The organism is Arthrobacter sp. I3, from assembly GCF_000520575.1.
Lineage (GTDB): Bacteria > Actinomycetota > Actinomycetes > Actinomycetales > Micrococcaceae > Arthrobacter > Arthrobacter humicola_A.
Genome location: NZ_KI914927.1, coordinates 131472 through 145936, shown reverse-complemented (window position 1 = coordinate 145936; position 14465 = coordinate 131472). Strand labels below are relative to the sequence as shown.

The window sequence follows — 14465 nt, the reverse complement described above, 5'->3', positions numbered from 1 at the left end:
ATGGGCCGGGCGCCGGGATAGGCCAGGCGCCGGGATAGGCCAGGCGGGGCGGACTAGGCGGATTCCGCCGCGGCCGCCTGCCGGTTCCGCAGCCACCGGCGCACGAGGTCGATGGCGGCGACAAGCCCGGCCAGGGGCGAGAGCACCGCTGCGGCGTAGACGAACATCATCCATGTCAGGGTGGTCACCGGGCTTTGGCGGGTGCTCAGGAGAGACAGTCCGCCGAAGAGGCCCAGAACCCAGAACAGGATGACTCCGGACAGCACAGCGGCTGCGGGGAAGTACTCGTTCGTGACGACTTTCTTCAAGGTTTCCATGGGCCCTCCTCACGCCCGGCGGTGGGACTGCCCGCCGGGGATGTTCCCAGTATGAGGCCCGGCGCGGCGGAATTCCCCGAGAATCCCGGCCACGTGACGAAGCTAACGCCCGCGTCCCGGTGGCGGCCATCTCGGTCATCAATTCGGCGCCGCCGGTCCAACGGTGGCGGCCCCGCGGGGGTCAGACCGCGGCCCGGACGCGCTGGAGGAAGGAATCAAGCACCCGCCCGGCGTTCTCATGCATGCGCCGGGACTCCGCCGCCGGCAGCTGCCGGCTCTTGGGCCCGTTCAACCGCTCGCCCAGATAGAGCAGCGCCGCCAGTACCTCGGAGAGTTCGGAGTTGCTTTCCGCACGCTGCCGCAGGAGCCGCAGATGAGCTTCCTGCAGGGCCGGACCGGGGCTGCAGCCAAGGTCGCGGTCGAAGAGCCGCCGGCAACGGTCATACGCTGCGAGGCCCTCCGCCGGCAGGCCTGCCTGTTCATAGGCGGTCACCAGCACCGTCCAGGCCCGCTCGTTCAGGGGCTCCGCGCGAATGGCAGCCTGGACCAGGTTGACGGCATCGTCTGGTTTGTCCAGCAGAGCCGCCGTTTCTGCCGCGAGGATCTGCAGCGCCACCTTCTCGGCTGCATGGCGTGCGCGCGCCTCTTCGGCCCAGTCGGAGGCAAGTTCGAACCCGAGCAGCGGCTCGGCGGAAATCTCCAGGGCCTCGAGCATCAGGGGGTAGGCCTCCGCCGGAGCCAGCTCACCGGCGTCGCGGACCAGGTCCCGGAACCGGAACAGATCGAGGTCCACGAGCGTAGGATCCAGGACGTAGCCACTGTTGGCCGTGCGGAGCGGGCCGGTCTTGGTCTGCCCCGGCTGGATGGCACGGCGGATACCGCTGATATAGCTCTCGAGGGTCGCCACGGAGCCGTCACTGGCTCCGGCGCCCCAGAGAAGATCGATCAGGCGGGTCTTGGACACGGGCGTGCCAAGGTTCAGGAGAAGGATTTCCAGTATGTGCCGGGGCTTGCATCCGCCCATGTCGGCGGCGGTGAGCGCCACGCCGTCCCGGCGCACTTCGAATGATCCGAAGAGGCGGACCGAAATGGAAGGTGCTGTTTCCTTTGGGCTATCCACGATGTTCTCCGATTTCCCCAGGTAAAACGAACTCAATCGTCTATGGAGAGCCGGATCAACATCGAAACCAGGCCGTACTGAGGCTCTGTTCCCTCCGGCTTTCCAATGACACCGTGACACGCCCGGCGGGGCGCAACAAGGCATGCCGCTACCCGATCTTTCGCCCAAAGAAAGACGCGTACAGGGGTCAGTACCGCTGAGTAAGCGTGCGGAGCGGAGGGCAGGTGATTGCGGCGCCAACCAAGTAATTCCGCGGGCCGCCGCTATGCGGACCCAAGTAGTTTAGCCGGGCAGGGATTAGGCCCCCGGCGGGCAAATTCCAGCGGGTTGAAACCGCCGGTCCGGACCGGGTTTACCTACTGGTTATCGGTCATCTCGGCGGGCACGGCCACCAGTCGCAGGTCCGCGCCGTCCCGGAGCACGGCAAGGTCCAGCGGCTCCCCGATCGCTTCGGCGAACAGCAGTTTCTGCAGGCTCTCGGCGTTGGACACATACATGTGTCCGACCTTCAGGAGGATGTCGCCGGTCCGTAGCCCGGCCCGCTCGGCGGGGGAATCCGGGAGGACTTCGACCACGAGCAGGCCCTCCCTGCGGCCCGTCCGGACGACGGCGCTCGGCTGCAACTGGATCGGTGTGTTGACCAGGCCCAGGTAGGCCCGGCGGACGCGGCCGTCCTTGAGCAGCGACGCGATGATCCGCCGGGACGTCGCGTTGATGGGAACGGCCAGCCCGAGCCCAACACCGGCCACGGCCGTATTGATGCCGACGATCCGCCCGCGGGCGTCTGCCAGCGCCCCGCCGGAGCTGCCGGGGTTGAGGGCCGCGTCGGTCTGGATGACGTCCTCGATCACGCGCCGGCTCCGTCCGGACCAGACCGGGATCGAACGGCCCAGCCCGCTGACCACGCCGGCGGTGACGGAGCCGGCGAGCCCGAGCGGATTGCCCACGGCGATGACCAGCTGGCCGACCCGGAGGGACTCGGCGTCGCCGAGTTCAGCCGGCGCCGCGGTGGGTGCCCTGCCGTGGACCACGGCAAGATCGGAGAGCGGGTCGGCGCCCACCACGTCAACAGCCGTGCTGGTGCCGTCGGCGAAGACTGCGTGGCCGGACTGGGCGCCACCCACCACGTGGGCATTCGTCAGCAGATATCCGTCCGTGGTGAACAGCACGGCCGAGCCCGCACCGACCCTCACCCTGCCGTTGCGCCCATTGCCGGTCACCTCGAGCGCGGCGACGTGCTGGGTGACAGCCTCGGCCACGCGGATGACCGTTGCGGAATATGAATCCAGCGGGTCTTCGGACACATCGGATCCGGAAACCCTGCTGATGGACGCGGCCACGGTGCACCTCCTGCTAAACGGTACTCATCCAAGTCAACCACCGCCGTCCCGGGAGTAGTCCTGGCGGGCCTACGCCGTCAGAGAAATACCTAGGATGAAGCGGCGGCGGTGCAACAGTTCAGCCCGGCGCGGATCCGCGGCTAGGCTCGGATGTAGATCCGCCCGACAGCCCAGGAGAACCCACGTGACACCAACGTCCGCCTCCCCCGCCCCGCTGCCCCTGCCGGGTCTGACCTGGGGCATCAAACGCAGCTTTATGGATTACATTTCGGGACTCCCGGACGGTGCTGTTTCCGCAGCCGACGGCGCCACGGTTACTGCGTCCGGAGAGTTCTGCTTCGCTCCCGCCGGCTCCGAGTACGATCCCGCCAGCGGCACCGGATTGCTGCGGTTCCGCGGCGATGTCCGCGTCGCCGGTCACCACGGAATGATGTTCGTCCGGCTGCTGGATCCATGGGTCGAGTTCGCGGCCGGGCACGGGGTCCTGTCCATCAGCACGGGCGACGGCGGCGGGACGGACCGCTCGGATGTCGGCACCCTGCGCACTGCCGCGCCCCGCAACATGGAGGGGTTTCTCGTCTGGGAGCGCGTCGAGGTCGCCGTCTCCCAGGCAGGTTCGGAACTTTTCGACGGCCAGTACGCCGACGGCCAGGCGATGGACCCCCTGGTCATCCGGGTGCCGGCGTAGTCAGGACGGGCCACGGCGCGGGCGCTAGCGTGGACGCACCGGACGCACCCTCACCGGCGCGATGATCCCGATCAGGGCCACGGCGGTCATGGAACCTGCCGCCATGATCGAGGCGAGCACGACGATCTGGAAGCGGCCCGCTTCCAAGGGTGAAAGGCCGCCGAAGATCGCACCCACAAACGCCCCGGGCAGGGTGACAAGTCCCGTCGTCTTAGTCTGGTCGGTCGAAGGGATGAGGGCTGAATAGACGGCGCGCCGGGCCAGCTCCAACGTCGACTGACGCCGCGTCGCCCCCAAAGCCAGCCACGCTTCAACCTCATCCCAACGTTCATTCACCGACTCGGCAAAGTGCCGGCCGGCCAGGGTGGCGATGGTCATCGCATTGCCGATCACGATCCCCCCAATTGCCAGCGCGTAGCGGGGCGTCAGGGCCATAGCGCCCGTGCCGAAAACGATCGCCAGGGTCACCAGGATGCCGGCGGCCATCGAGCCACCCACTACCGCCAGGCGGCCCCAACTCCACCCCAGGCGTCGCGCGGCCGTCACTGCGGCCACCGAAAACATCACGAGAAGTGCGGCGCCGACCCAGACCGGACTGGTGATAACAGTGCCCAGTATGAGGCTGATGACAGCCAGTTGCACAGCCCCGCGCAGGATGGCCAGCGCCGGCGCGGTCCGGTGAGGGATCCGGAATACCGCAAGCAACCCCACGGTGACCAGCATCAGGAGCCCTACGCCCAGCAGCGTGGGCAGGAGATCAGTCAGGGCAGTCATCACGCCAGCCTATAGACCTTCGCGGCAGCACCATTGGCGGCATCGGCTGTCGGCTGCCTTTCCTCGCCGGACACGGCTGCCGTGCTGGGCACCCGCGCGTCCTTCTGCAAGGATGTGAACGGTCGTCGCGCCGTCGGGGACTGAAACTGGTCAAAGGAGATGCTCCATGGTTGAACCCGCCCTTCTAGCCGACGGCGTCCACAGCGAGGCCCGCCGGCATGTGCTCCGGGCCTTGGCGGCGGGCACGGGCATCGGGTGGGACGGCGCGGACCGGGCCGTCTTCGAAGAGCGCTTCGACCGTCATTTCCCGGCCTTGTTCCGGCTGTTCCACGATCTCTACGGCGCACGGCCTGATTGGCTGGATCAGCTCACCGACCTAGTGATGCAGTCTGCCCGGTCGTGGGCCGAGAGGCCTGCCCCGCTCAAGGGCCTCGACGCCGAACGGGAACACAACAGCGGCTGGTTCCAGTCCAACACCATGCTCGGCGGCGTTTGCTACGTCGACAGATACGCCATAGACCTCGAAGGCGTCCGCGCCCGGATCCCCTATTTCAAGGAACTGGGCCTGACCTACCTGCACCTGATGCCGCTGTTCCTGGCCCCCGAACCGCACTCCGACGGCGGCTACGCCGTTTCCAGCTACCGGGACGTCAATCCCAGGCTGGGCACCATGGAGCAGCTGCGTGACCTCGCCGCCGAGCTGCGGGCGAACGGCATCAGCCTCGTGGTCGACTTCATCTTCAACCACACCTCCGACGAGCACGAATGGGCCCGGAAGGCGGCCGCGGGCGAGCCGGCCTACAGCGACTACTACTGGATCTTCCCGGACAGGTCCATGCCGGACGCGTTCGAGCAAACCGTGCGCGAAATCTTCCCGGACGACCACCCCGGCTCATTCGTCGACTTGCCGGACGGACGGTGGGTCTGGACCACGTTCCACACCTTCCAGTGGGACCTGAACTACTCCAACCCGGACGTGTTCCGGGCCATGGCGGGCGAGATGCTGTTCCTGGCCAACCAGGGCGTGGACATTCTCCGGATGGACGCCGTCGCCTTCATTTGGAAGCAGCTCGGCACGCCCTGTGAGAACCTTCCCGAAGCCCACACGCTGCTGCAGGCGTTCAATGCCGTGTGCCGGCTGGCGGCGCCGTCGCTGCTGTTCAAGTCCGAGGCGATCGTCCACCCCGACGAGGTGGCCCGTTACATTGACCCCGCCGAGTGCCAGCTCTCCTACAACCCCCTGCAGATGGCGCTGATCTGGGAGGCGCTGGCCACCCGCGACGTGTCCCTGCTCACCCAGGCCCTGGAGCGGCGCCACAATATTCCGGACGGCACGGCGTGGGTGAACTACGTCCGCAGCCATGACGACATCGGCTGGACATTTGCGGATGAGGATGCCGCCGAGCTTGGCATCAATGCCTTCGAGCACCGGCGGTTCCTCAATTCCTTCTACGTCAACCGTTTCCCTGGCAGCTTCGCCCGCGGCGTGCCTTTTCAGGACAACCCCCGCACCGGCGACTGCCGGATTTCCGGCACAACGGCGTCGCTCTGCGGGCTGGAGGGCGGAGCCGATGTGGCAGTGGACCGGATCCTGCTGGCCCACTCGGTGGCCTTCAGCACCGGGGGCATCCCGCTGCTCTACCTCGGTGACGAGGTCGGCCAGTTCAACGACTATGGGTACGCCGCCGAGGAAGGCCACGGAACGGACAGCCGCTGGGTGCACCGGCCGCACTACCCGGCCGCGGGGTACGCGCGGCGCGCGGAGCCGGAAACCCCCGCCGGGGCGGTCTTTGCCGGGCTGCGCCGGATGGTGTCCGTACGGTCCGCGACGCCGGAACTGGCCGGGACCCGGCTGGTCGGGTTCGCCACGAACAACCCGGGAGTCCTGGGGTACCAGCGTCCCGGAAATGGAACGCTGATCCTCGCCCTGGCTAACTTCAGCGACGGCCCCCAGGAGGTAACGGCGTTGACGCTCTCCGGCTTCGCGGCCGGCGCCGTCGACGTCCTGACCGGCGCCCACGTGTGCCTCGACGCGGGACTGGTCCTGGACGCCCGGCAGTTCGTCTGGCTCCGGGTGACGCCCCGGCCTTGAGGCGCTGGCCCGCGGCTCATCGGCACGGAGTAAGGGAAGCGGCTGTTGTCGGCGCCTGCTGCGCCGCTTCGCCCGGTGCCGTGTCCGGCCGCACACTGGTTGAGGAGAGCGTGCGGCCGGAATCTGTGGACGAACGGCCCTGTGGCGGCCGGCGGCCGGTCTTCTGCGGCCTATTTCCACTCTCCCCCATCCCGCTGAGAAGAGACTGAGAGCAGCCTCTCTCCGTGGGGACGTGCGCGCAGGCGGGAGCGCTCCGGCCACCGCCGGGGCGCCGGCCGGGCGGGCGGCGCCGGCAATGCGGCCGCGGTGGTTGTCCCGAACCGCGCATTGACGCATTCTTGGAGCATGGCACTGGGCAAACGGGCCCCCTCCGGCCCCGCCAGGGGCGAGATTCGATGGGGCGTGCGGAAGCGCTCGACGGCGGTCGCCGTCGGCGTCGTAGCCGTGGCGCTGCTGCTCGGCGGCCTCGTCCTTCTGGTCCTGCTGCAGGCGTCACTGGCGCGGTCGAGCGACGCCGCAGCCCAGCAGAAGGCCCTGGACGTGATCGCCGAGATGGAGGACATGGACATCGAGGATGGCCGCGCCTACATCGTTGACACCGCGCATGCGGGCCAGTTCGTCCAGGTGCTGGATGCCGAAGGGTACGTCCTGGCCAGCTCGGACCCCGAGGTCGCCAACGCCCCCCTGTCAGCCCAGCGGCCCAGCCCGGGCCAGACCATGACCCAGGACGTCTCGAGCCTTCCGAGCATCGGGGACACCGACGACTACCACATCGTCACCGTGGGAGCGCGGACCGGCACGTTGAGCTATACCGTGGTGGTGGCCCAGGCATCCCAGATACAGGCGGACACCATTTCCACCGTCGCGTGGTTCATGCTGGGAGCCACGCCGCTGCTGCTCGGGACCGTGGCCGTGTCCGTCTGGCTTCTGGTGGGCCGTTCCCTCCGCCAGGTTGAGCGGATCCGTGGCCAGGTGGCCCGGATCAACGCCGAGCGGCTGGACGGGCGCGTCGACGTCCCGCCCACCAACGACGAAATCCACGCCCTGGCGCTGACCATGAACACCATGCTGGACCGGCTGCAGGCCTCGGACACCGAACAGCGCAGATTCGTCTCGGACGCCAGCCACGAGCTGCGCAGCCCGCTGGCCACGCTGAGGGCCGGAATCGAGATCGCGGCGGCGGACCCGACCGGGGCGATGTGGCTTCAGATGAAGGATGTCCTCTCCGAGGAGACGGCCCGCATGAGCTTCCTCGTGGAGGACCTGCTGACACTGGCCAAAGCCAATGACGGCGGCCTGCGCGTGGAGCAGAAGGACGTCGATCTTGACGACGTGCTGGACCAGGAGATCCGCCGGCTGCGGTCCACCAGCCGGAACCAGATCTCGGTGGAGCTCGTTCCGACCCGGATCCGCGGCGACGCCCGGCGGCTGGCGCAGGTCCTCCGGAACGTCCTGGACAACGCCGACCGCCACGCCCTGTCCCGGATCGCCGTGGACCTGCACACGGCCGGGGACCGGGTCATCCTCACTGTCGACAACGACGGCGACCCCATCCCGGAGGCGGACCGGGAGCGGATCTTCGAACGGTTCGTCCGGCTCGATGGCAGCCGTTCCCGGGAAGGCGGCGGCAGCGGACTGGGCCTGGCCATCGCGGCGGGAATTGTGGCCGCCCATCATGGGAGCATCCGTCCGACGGACGGACCGGCGGGTCACTGCCGCTTTGAGATCACACTTCCCCTTCCGGAACCTGTGGAGCCGGCCGACGTCACTCCTCGCGACTCCCGGCGGCACGGGGTTCAGGGGTCGGGTCGGCGCTGAGCAGATAGCCCATGCCGCGCACCGTGGTCAGGCTGTGGATCCCGAACGGGACATCAATCTTGCGCCGAAGGTAGCCGATGTACACCTCAACCACATTGTTCGCGCCCTCGAAAGCCGGATCCCAGACGTTTTGCAGGATTTCCGCCTTTGAGACGATCTGGTCATGCCGGCGCATCAGATAATGCAGGAGCCCGTACTCCCTGGCCGTGAGGCTAATGAGGGTGTCGCCGCGGCGCACACTGTGGCTGACGGGGTCCAGGGACAGCGTGCCAAGCGTCATGATGACAGGCCTGGCGGGCGCTCCGCGCCGGATCAACGCCCTGATCCGGGCCACCAGCACCAGGAAGCTGAACGGCTTGGTGAGGTAGTCATCAGCGCCCAGGTCGAAGGCATCGGTCTGGTCGTATTCGCCGTCCTTGGCCGTGAGCATCAGCACCGGAGTCCACACCTTGCGTTGCCGCAATTCCTTCAAGACGTCGTAGCCGTTCATCCGCGGCAGCATGAGGTCCAGCAGGATGGCATCGTACGCGTTCTCCAGCGCCGCCGCGAGTCCCCGCACGCCGTCGTGGGCGACGTCGACGACGAACCCCTCGTTCCTCAGCCCGCGGCGGACTGTTTCCGCCAGGGCGTCCTCATCCTCCACCATCAGGATCCGCAATCCAGCCCCCTCCCTTTGGGCCAGTATGGCCCTTCCGGGGCCGGGCTGGAAGGAACCTCGCGGGTGCAGTGGGAGGGGATGCCCGTCGCAGTGCGGTCAGGCCTGGTGGGGAGGACCGAACAGCCACCCGGAAACGTCGCTGCGCAGGACCACGTGCGGTCCGCCGGTGGAACTGACGCTCCCGTTGGGGACGTAGTAGCCGCGCCCGGCTCCGGGGCCGCCGGCGGCGCGGTCGATGGCGTCGGTCAGGCGACGGGTCAGGTGCCCGCTGGGGCCCAGGGACCGCAGTTCATTGAGTTCGTCCTGCGTGAGCCGTCCCAGCACTGCAGCAATATCGGCCATGGTGAATCCTCCCGACGGATGGTGCCCAAGGTGGATGGTGCCTAAAGAATCAGGGTAGGGCAGCCAAATTAACGGCACGTGACGCCCCGGTGACCAGTGGCGAACAAAGCAGGAAGGCCGGCCTCGCGGGCGTCCGCTTCCGGGTGTCATGAGCGTCACTGCCGCGACTGCTCCGGTCCCCAGCATTTACACGGCGTCATGCTGTACGGTTCAATCCCGGAGATCCGGAGATACAGAGATACGTAGATCCGGAGAGACTCCGAATCACACGCCCAGCAACTGAAATGAGTATCACCAGGTGGCAACCGATTATGACGAAGTACGCTCCGACGTCGCGGAATCCCGCAACGCTTCCCTGGAGGCGCTCCGTTCGGCGAATGCGCCTGACGCGCGAAGCGTTGTCCGCGAACTAGACGAGGCCGATACCTCCGAAGGCGTGGAACTGCCGGGGGCAGACCTGTCCGGCGAGGAACTGACCGTCACGGTCATCCCGCAAAAAGAAGACGAATTCACGTGCTATTCCTGTTTCCTGGTGCGGCACCGGTCCCAGTTGGCCAAGGAGAAGGCCGGCCACGCCTACTGCGCAGACTGCCTCAGCTAGAGCCCCCGGCAGGACCGGCTCAGCCGGTCCGGAAACGTACAGCCCGGCAGGTGTGGTTCCGGCACCGGACGCTACCCGCCGGGCCGCCCGTCGAATACACTTCTGTCACATGCTTCACAATAGTGTCGGGAGGCGGCAGGACATGACCAGCCGGGGCACGTTCGGCTACGCTCCTGTTTGACGATGCGGCGACGGCCGGCACACGGCCGGAGGCTGATCATGCGTAAATCCACCAGCAGCTTGGCTGACCCTGCTGCTGCGCCGCCGTCGGCCGCCGACGCCAACGACGCCAATGGACCCGAACGATCCGGCGGGCCGGCCATGCCGGCTGAAGGGCCGGCGGCCACCCGTACCCCCGGCACCGGCAAACCCGCCCGCGCAGGGAGCCTGCAGCGCGAATGGTCCAGGGCCTTCATCCTGGTGCTCCTTGCCCTGCTCGCCGGGGCCGCGGTAACCCTGGTCGGCGTCCGTTTTGTCACGGACCAAATCCAGCACGCCGCCGCACAGCACCGCGTCGAGTCGGAGGCCATCGCCGAGCTCCGGACCGGCATCGAGACCCACGAACAAGCCGGACTCCAGCTGTTGTCCGCACCCGCAGATCCGGCCGCCTTTTTGCTGCAACAAAAGGACATCTCCGCCCAGTTCGATGCCACCGCCCGGATCCTGCCGGAGGCGTACGGCATGCGGGCCACAGTCCGCGAGGCCCGGGCCGCGTGGCAGGAGGCACTGTCCGCACACAATCTCTGGGGAAGCCAGGTGGCCACTCTCCACGGCAACCGAGTGGCGGAGGCCCCGGCGTTCGCCGCGTCCAGCGCCAAGGCCCGCGCCCTGCTCGCCGACGTCCGTCGCGCTTCGCTCGACGCGCTGGACGACGGCGTCGCCCGTGCGGCCGGACTCCAGCAGATGGTATCGACCGTCCGCACGGCCCTCTTTGCGCTGGCCGCGGGCGGGGTGTTCTTTTTCCGCCGGCGGATGACCAAGTACCTGATGCGCCCCGTAGAGGGTCTGTACCGCGGGGTCGTGAAGCTGCAGTCCGGTGATTACAGCCACCGGATCAGCGTTGTCCGCAATGACGAACTTGGCCAGCTGGCCGAGGCCTTCAATTCCATGGCCGCCACCGTGCACGACAACCACCTGGAACTGACCTTCCGTGCCACCCACGACCCGCTCACGGGACTGGCCAACCGGGCAGTCCTCACCGAACGCCTCACCGCCGCGTTCGACCCCGGGGCAAAGAACCCGGAAGCAGCTGGCACCGAGGTCTGCGACGGGCATGAAGGCCTGCTGGTCATCGACGTCGACGACTTCAAAGACGTCAACGACTCGCTGGGCCATGAGGGCGGCGACGCGTTGCTCATTCAGCTGGCCCAACGGCTGCGGGGCTGCGTGCGCGGGCATGACCTCGTCGCCCGGCTGGGCGGCGACGAATTCGCGATCGTCGTGACGGATGAGGGCGGCACGGCGACGGACGACGTCGCACGGCGCATCCAGGACACGCTGCGGGACCCTTTCTGCATCGATGACGTCCGGCTGAAGGTAACCGTCAGCATGGGCGCCGCCCAGCGCAGCGCCGGCACTGCAGATCCGGCCGAGCTGATGCGGCAGGCGGACTTCGCCATGTACATGGCCAAGCATGGCGGGAAAGGCCGCTACCAGCTCTTCGATGCCCGGGGATATGACGAAATGACCTACCGGGCCGCTCTCCGGGCGGACCTCGCCACAGCCGTGCAGGCCGGGCAGCTGCGCCTCGACTACCAGCCCGTGGTGAATCTCGGCACCGGTGAGATCGCCGGGGTGGAGGCCCTGGTCCGCTGGGAGCACCCGACCCTGGGCCGGCTGGGACCGGCCGACTTCATCTCCTTGGCCGAGGAAACCGGCGAGATAGGCCCCATCGGCTGCTGGGTACTGGACACCGCAAGCCGTCACGTCGCCGGCTGGCGCCGGTCCCCCGGCACTGCCGAAGACTTCTGGGTCTCGGTCAATCTTTCCACTCTTCAGCTATCGAGTGACCGGAACCTGGCAGCCCTGGAGCGCATCCTGGCCCACCCCGCCTCGCAGGCCGACAAGGTGATCCTCGAGGTCACCGAATCGGCCCTGGCCACGAGCGCCGACGGCGGGGTCGCTGCCCTGAACCGGCTGAAGAGCTTCGGCGTCCGCATCGCAATCGACGACTTCGGGACCGGCTTCTCCTCGCTCAGCACGCTCGCTGCGCTGCCCGCGGACATTCTCAAGATCGACCGTGCCTTCCTGTCCGGGCTGCCTGGGGACGCCCCGGCCGCGGCGATGCTCGAGGGCATTCTGGAAGTGGCCCGGAAACTGGACCTGGCCGTCATCGCCGAGGGCATCGAGCACACCGGGCAGCTGGATCTCCTGCGCTCGCTCGGCTGCGACATGGGCCAGGGCTTCCTCCTGGCCAGTCCCAGCCCGTCCCCCGTTCTCGAGGCGCTGCTGGCCTCCGGGGCCCGCCTGCAGCCGCCAGCCGGCATGGACGCGACGGCGGCCGGCGCCTGAGCCAGCCGAAGGACCGGACAGGCGGTCGGCGTTGTGCTCAAACGGCGGGGAAGTCCAACGAGGGCTCGTCCGCGGTGGCGAGTGTCAGCACGGCCTCTTCCACGGTTTCGTGGTCCTCAAGTTCGCGTTCAACGCGGCGTAGGGCCACGGCGACGTCGTGTTCCCGGAGATCTCCCTGTATGTCCACGGCCGCCACGACGTAGAGCTTGCGCGGGCCGACGTATTCGAGATGCAGGTACGTGATGCGTTCGATCTCTGGGTGTTCGAGGAGGCGGCGGGCCATGCTGCCCTCGATATCGCCGGTCACGGCTTGTCCCACCAGGAAGCGCCGGTTCCGCTCGATCAGTACGACGGCAACCACGGCCAGGAGGATGCCCACCAGAATGGACCCCACGGCGTCCGGCACGGAGGACCCCGTGACCTGGTGCAGGAATATCCCGGCGAAGGCGATGAGCAGGCCAACGAGCGCGGCCCCGTCCTCGGCGAAGACGGCGCGCAGCGTGGGGTCGGAGCCCTTGAGGACCTGCTCGAGGGTGTTCCGGTCAAGCTCTCGCGCCGCCTTCCGGTTTTGCCGGAACGCCTGGATGAAGGACACGCCTTCAAGGACGAACGCGATGGTCAGCACCAGGTAGGCGATCCCATAGTCACCTGGCGGTTCCGGGGTGATCAGCTGCTGGATGCCGTGCATCACCGACACCACCGCGCCGGCCGTAAACAGGCCAAAGGCGGCGATCATTGACCATACGTAGGCCTCGCGCCCGTAACCCATGGGGTGGGCTTTGTCGCGTTTCCGCGCGGCTTTCCGTTCGGCGATGAGCAGGAAGACCTGGTTGCCGGTATCGGCCCAGGAGTGGGCCGCCTCGGCAGTCATGGACGCCGAGCCAGAGATGAGTGCGGCCACTGTTTTGGCTGCCGCGACGAGGACGTTCGCTGCAAAGGCAATCAGCACTGTGAGCGATGCTGACCAGGACTTCTTACGCTTCACGCAATTTTCCCTCCCTCGGCTGCAGGATGCATGCCAGTGACTACGCTATCTCCCCGGGCTCTCCCGGACCGGCGTTCGACGCCGACTGGTTCCATTCGTGCCGGTCAGGCGCACAATATAGCTAGTACGTTCATCCGCTCGTTTCCTCAAGCCGCTCGGGGTGGTGCGCAATGAATGCTCGTCGGAAGCTGTCGTCGCTATTGGTGCTCCTGATCTTGCTGGGCACCGGCGGGTGCGCCGTCGGCAGCGGATCGCCGGCGTCGACGTCGGCGCCTCCACCCGGCCCTGCCTACGGGGCCGGCCCGACTGCGGGCACCGCCGCCGCCACCATCACCATCAAGGACTTCGCTTACGGCGACCCGCTCACCGTGGCCCCCGGCGCGGCGGTCACCGTCACCAACATGGATGCCGCGGCCCACACGGTCACGGCTGACGAAGGCTCAGCGTTCGATGCCCAGGTCAAGGGCGGGGGCACTGCCACTTTCACTGCGCCGACGAAGCCCGGATCCTACGCGTATCACTGCACCTACCATCCGGGCATGCACGGGACGCTGGTGGTCAAATGAGCGCCCAGAGCCCCGGACGGACCGTGCGGGTCCATACGGCCGGCATGACACTGCGAATCCTCACGGCCGTTGCCCTGTTCATTGACGCCGCCGTCCACATCCACCTGGCCCCGGGCTACCAGGCGGGGAACTCCGCGGGAATCGGCCAAGGGAACCTGTTCCTGCTGGAATCGGCTGCCGCTGTGCTGGCCGGGTTGTACGTGCTGCTGCGCGGCAGCAGGGCGGCCTTCGCCGTCGCATTCGTCGTCGCGCTGAGCGCCTTCGTGGCCGTGGTGGCATACCGTTATGTGAATATTCCCGCGTTCGGGCCTTTCCCGGCCATGTACGAGCCCATCTGGTTCTTCGAGAAGTCCGTCAGCGCCGTGGCCGAAGGCGCCGGCGCCGTCCTGGCGGCCATCGGTTTCGTCCGGGCCGGACGGCGGACGAACGGGCAGGGCGCCCAGTCCAAGCACTGACCAACCCCGGGCGGCGGACTTGCTAGCATGTGGGCGGGGTGGTTCAGGCTGAAGTCGTTTGCAGAATGCGCGAAACAAGAGGACACGGCGTCTACAGGCACGGGATCAGCAGACGTGCCCGGAAGCCGGCCTGCAGAACCGACGAGGGCACCTGCCGCCCCGGCGCCAGGGCAGACCGGGCCGGGATCGGCAGCCGCC

At 67.7% G+C, this 14465-nt stretch carries 14 protein-coding genes; 7 read left to right on the top strand and 7 right to left on the bottom strand.

Features of this window, described 5'->3' with window-relative positions; translation table 11 throughout:
- Window positions 1-53: 53 nt before the first annotated feature.
- The 3 genes from Y706_RS0112130 to Y706_RS0112120 form a co-directional block, all read right to left on the bottom strand.
- Entirely contained in the window at window positions 54-317 is a 264-nt protein-coding gene (locus Y706_RS0112130) for a hypothetical protein (protein WP_028276801.1), read from the bottom strand.
- A gap of 181 nt (window positions 318-498) precedes the next feature.
- On the bottom strand, window positions 499-1437 hold the full coding sequence (locus tag Y706_RS0112125; protein ID WP_243177785.1) for an AfsR/SARP family transcriptional regulator: 939 nt from the start codon (window positions 1435-1437) through the stop codon (window positions 499-501).
- Window positions 1438-1793: 356 nt separating this feature from the next.
- Complete coding sequence (locus Y706_RS0112120) at window positions 1794-2777, bottom strand: S1C family serine protease (RefSeq protein WP_043436053.1); 984 nt, start codon at window positions 2775-2777, stop codon at window positions 1794-1796.
- A gap of 184 nt (window positions 2778-2961) precedes the next feature.
- On the opposite strand from Y706_RS0112120, the gene Y706_RS27480 reads away from it, so the two are divergent.
- Window positions 2962-3465 (top strand): HtaA domain-containing protein, encoded by a 504-nt coding sequence (locus Y706_RS27480; RefSeq protein ID WP_052355067.1) that lies wholly within the window; start codon window positions 2962-2964, stop codon window positions 3463-3465.
- Between the two features lie 24 nt (window positions 3466-3489).
- On the opposite strand, the gene Y706_RS0112110 is transcribed toward Y706_RS27480, so the two are convergent.
- A complete protein-coding gene (locus tag Y706_RS0112110) occupies window positions 3490-4239 on the bottom strand; it encodes an ABC transporter permease (protein WP_028276798.1) in 750 nt (249 codons plus the stop codon).
- A 166-nt stretch (window positions 4240-4405) separates the two neighbouring features.
- Here Y706_RS0112110 and Y706_RS0112105 point away from each other — a divergent pair, with 166 nt between their 5' ends.
- Together Y706_RS0112105 and Y706_RS0112100 are read left to right on the top strand one after the other, a co-directional pair.
- Window positions 4406-6331, top strand: a complete 1926-nt coding sequence (locus tag Y706_RS0112105; protein WP_028276797.1) for an alpha-amylase family protein — start codon at window positions 4406-4408, stop codon at window positions 6329-6331.
- 345 nt (window positions 6332-6676) lie between these two features.
- Window positions 6677-8149, top strand: coding sequence for a sensor histidine kinase (locus Y706_RS0112100; protein ID WP_043436052.1), 1473 nt, complete (start codon window positions 6677-6679; stop codon window positions 8147-8149).
- Here the strand turns inward: Y706_RS0112100 and Y706_RS0112095 are convergent.
- Window positions 8097-8807 (bottom strand): response regulator transcription factor, encoded by a 711-nt coding sequence (locus tag Y706_RS0112095; protein WP_028276795.1) that lies wholly within the window; start codon window positions 8805-8807, stop codon window positions 8097-8099. The two genes, Y706_RS0112100 and Y706_RS0112095, sit on opposite strands and share 53 nt — an antisense overlap.
- A gap of 96 nt (window positions 8808-8903) precedes the next feature.
- Window positions 8904-9149: a hypothetical protein gene (locus Y706_RS0112090; RefSeq protein ID WP_028276794.1), complete on the bottom strand. Its 246-nt coding sequence runs from the start codon at window positions 9147-9149 to the stop codon at window positions 8904-8906.
- Between the two features lie 298 nt (window positions 9150-9447).
- Here Y706_RS0112090 and Y706_RS0112085 point away from each other — a divergent pair, with 298 nt between their 5' ends.
- Together Y706_RS0112085 and Y706_RS0112080 are read left to right on the top strand one after the other, a co-directional pair.
- Window positions 9448-9750, top strand: coding sequence for a DUF4193 domain-containing protein (locus Y706_RS0112085; RefSeq protein ID WP_028276793.1), 303 nt, complete (start codon window positions 9448-9450; stop codon window positions 9748-9750).
- A 219-nt stretch (window positions 9751-9969) separates the two neighbouring features.
- Complete coding sequence (locus tag Y706_RS0112080; RefSeq protein WP_253906776.1) at window positions 9970-12261, top strand: putative bifunctional diguanylate cyclase/phosphodiesterase; 2292 nt, start codon at window positions 9970-9972, stop codon at window positions 12259-12261.
- 37 nt (window positions 12262-12298) lie between these two features.
- Here Y706_RS0112080 and Y706_RS0112075 read toward each other — a convergent pair whose 3' ends face one another.
- Entirely contained in the window at window positions 12299-13246 is a 948-nt protein-coding gene (locus Y706_RS0112075) for a cation diffusion facilitator family transporter (RefSeq protein ID WP_028276791.1), read from the bottom strand.
- Window positions 13247-13449: 203 nt separating this feature from the next.
- Between Y706_RS0112075 and Y706_RS28160 the strand changes: the two genes are divergently transcribed.
- Entirely contained in the window at window positions 13450-13812 is a 363-nt protein-coding gene (locus Y706_RS28160; protein ID WP_216699131.1) for a cupredoxin domain-containing protein, read from the top strand.
- 44 nt (window positions 13813-13856) lie between these two features.
- A complete protein-coding gene (locus Y706_RS0112065; protein WP_253906775.1) occupies window positions 13857-14267 on the top strand; it encodes a hypothetical protein in 411 nt (136 codons plus the stop codon).
- Window positions 14268-14465 lie beyond the last annotated feature (198 nt).

Bases quoted from the DNA above. Each gene is read 5' to 3' on its own strand.
- Y706_RS0112130 (WP_028276801.1), bottom strand. From the start codon at position 317: ATGGAAACCTTGAAGAAAGTCGTCACGAACGAGTACTTCCCCGCAGCC.
- Y706_RS0112090 (WP_028276794.1), bottom strand. From the start codon at position 9,149: ATGGCCGATATTGCTGCAGTGCTGGGACGGCTCACGCAGGACGAACTC.
- Y706_RS0112100 (WP_043436052.1), top strand. From the start codon at position 6,677: ATGGCACTGGGCAAACGGGCCCCCTCCGGCCCCGCCAGGGGCGAGATT.
- Y706_RS0112110 (WP_028276798.1), bottom strand. From the start codon at position 4,239: ATGACTGCCCTGACTGATCTCCTGCCCACGCTGCTGGGCGTAGGGCTC.
- Y706_RS0112080 (WP_253906776.1), top strand. From the start codon at position 9,970: ATGCGTAAATCCACCAGCAGCTTGGCTGACCCTGCTGCTGCGCCGCCG.
- Y706_RS0112105 (WP_028276797.1), top strand. From the start codon at position 4,406: ATGGTTGAACCCGCCCTTCTAGCCGACGGCGTCCACAGCGAGGCCCGC.
- Y706_RS0112065 (WP_253906775.1), top strand. From the start codon at position 13,857: ATGACACTGCGAATCCTCACGGCCGTTGCCCTGTTCATTGACGCCGCC.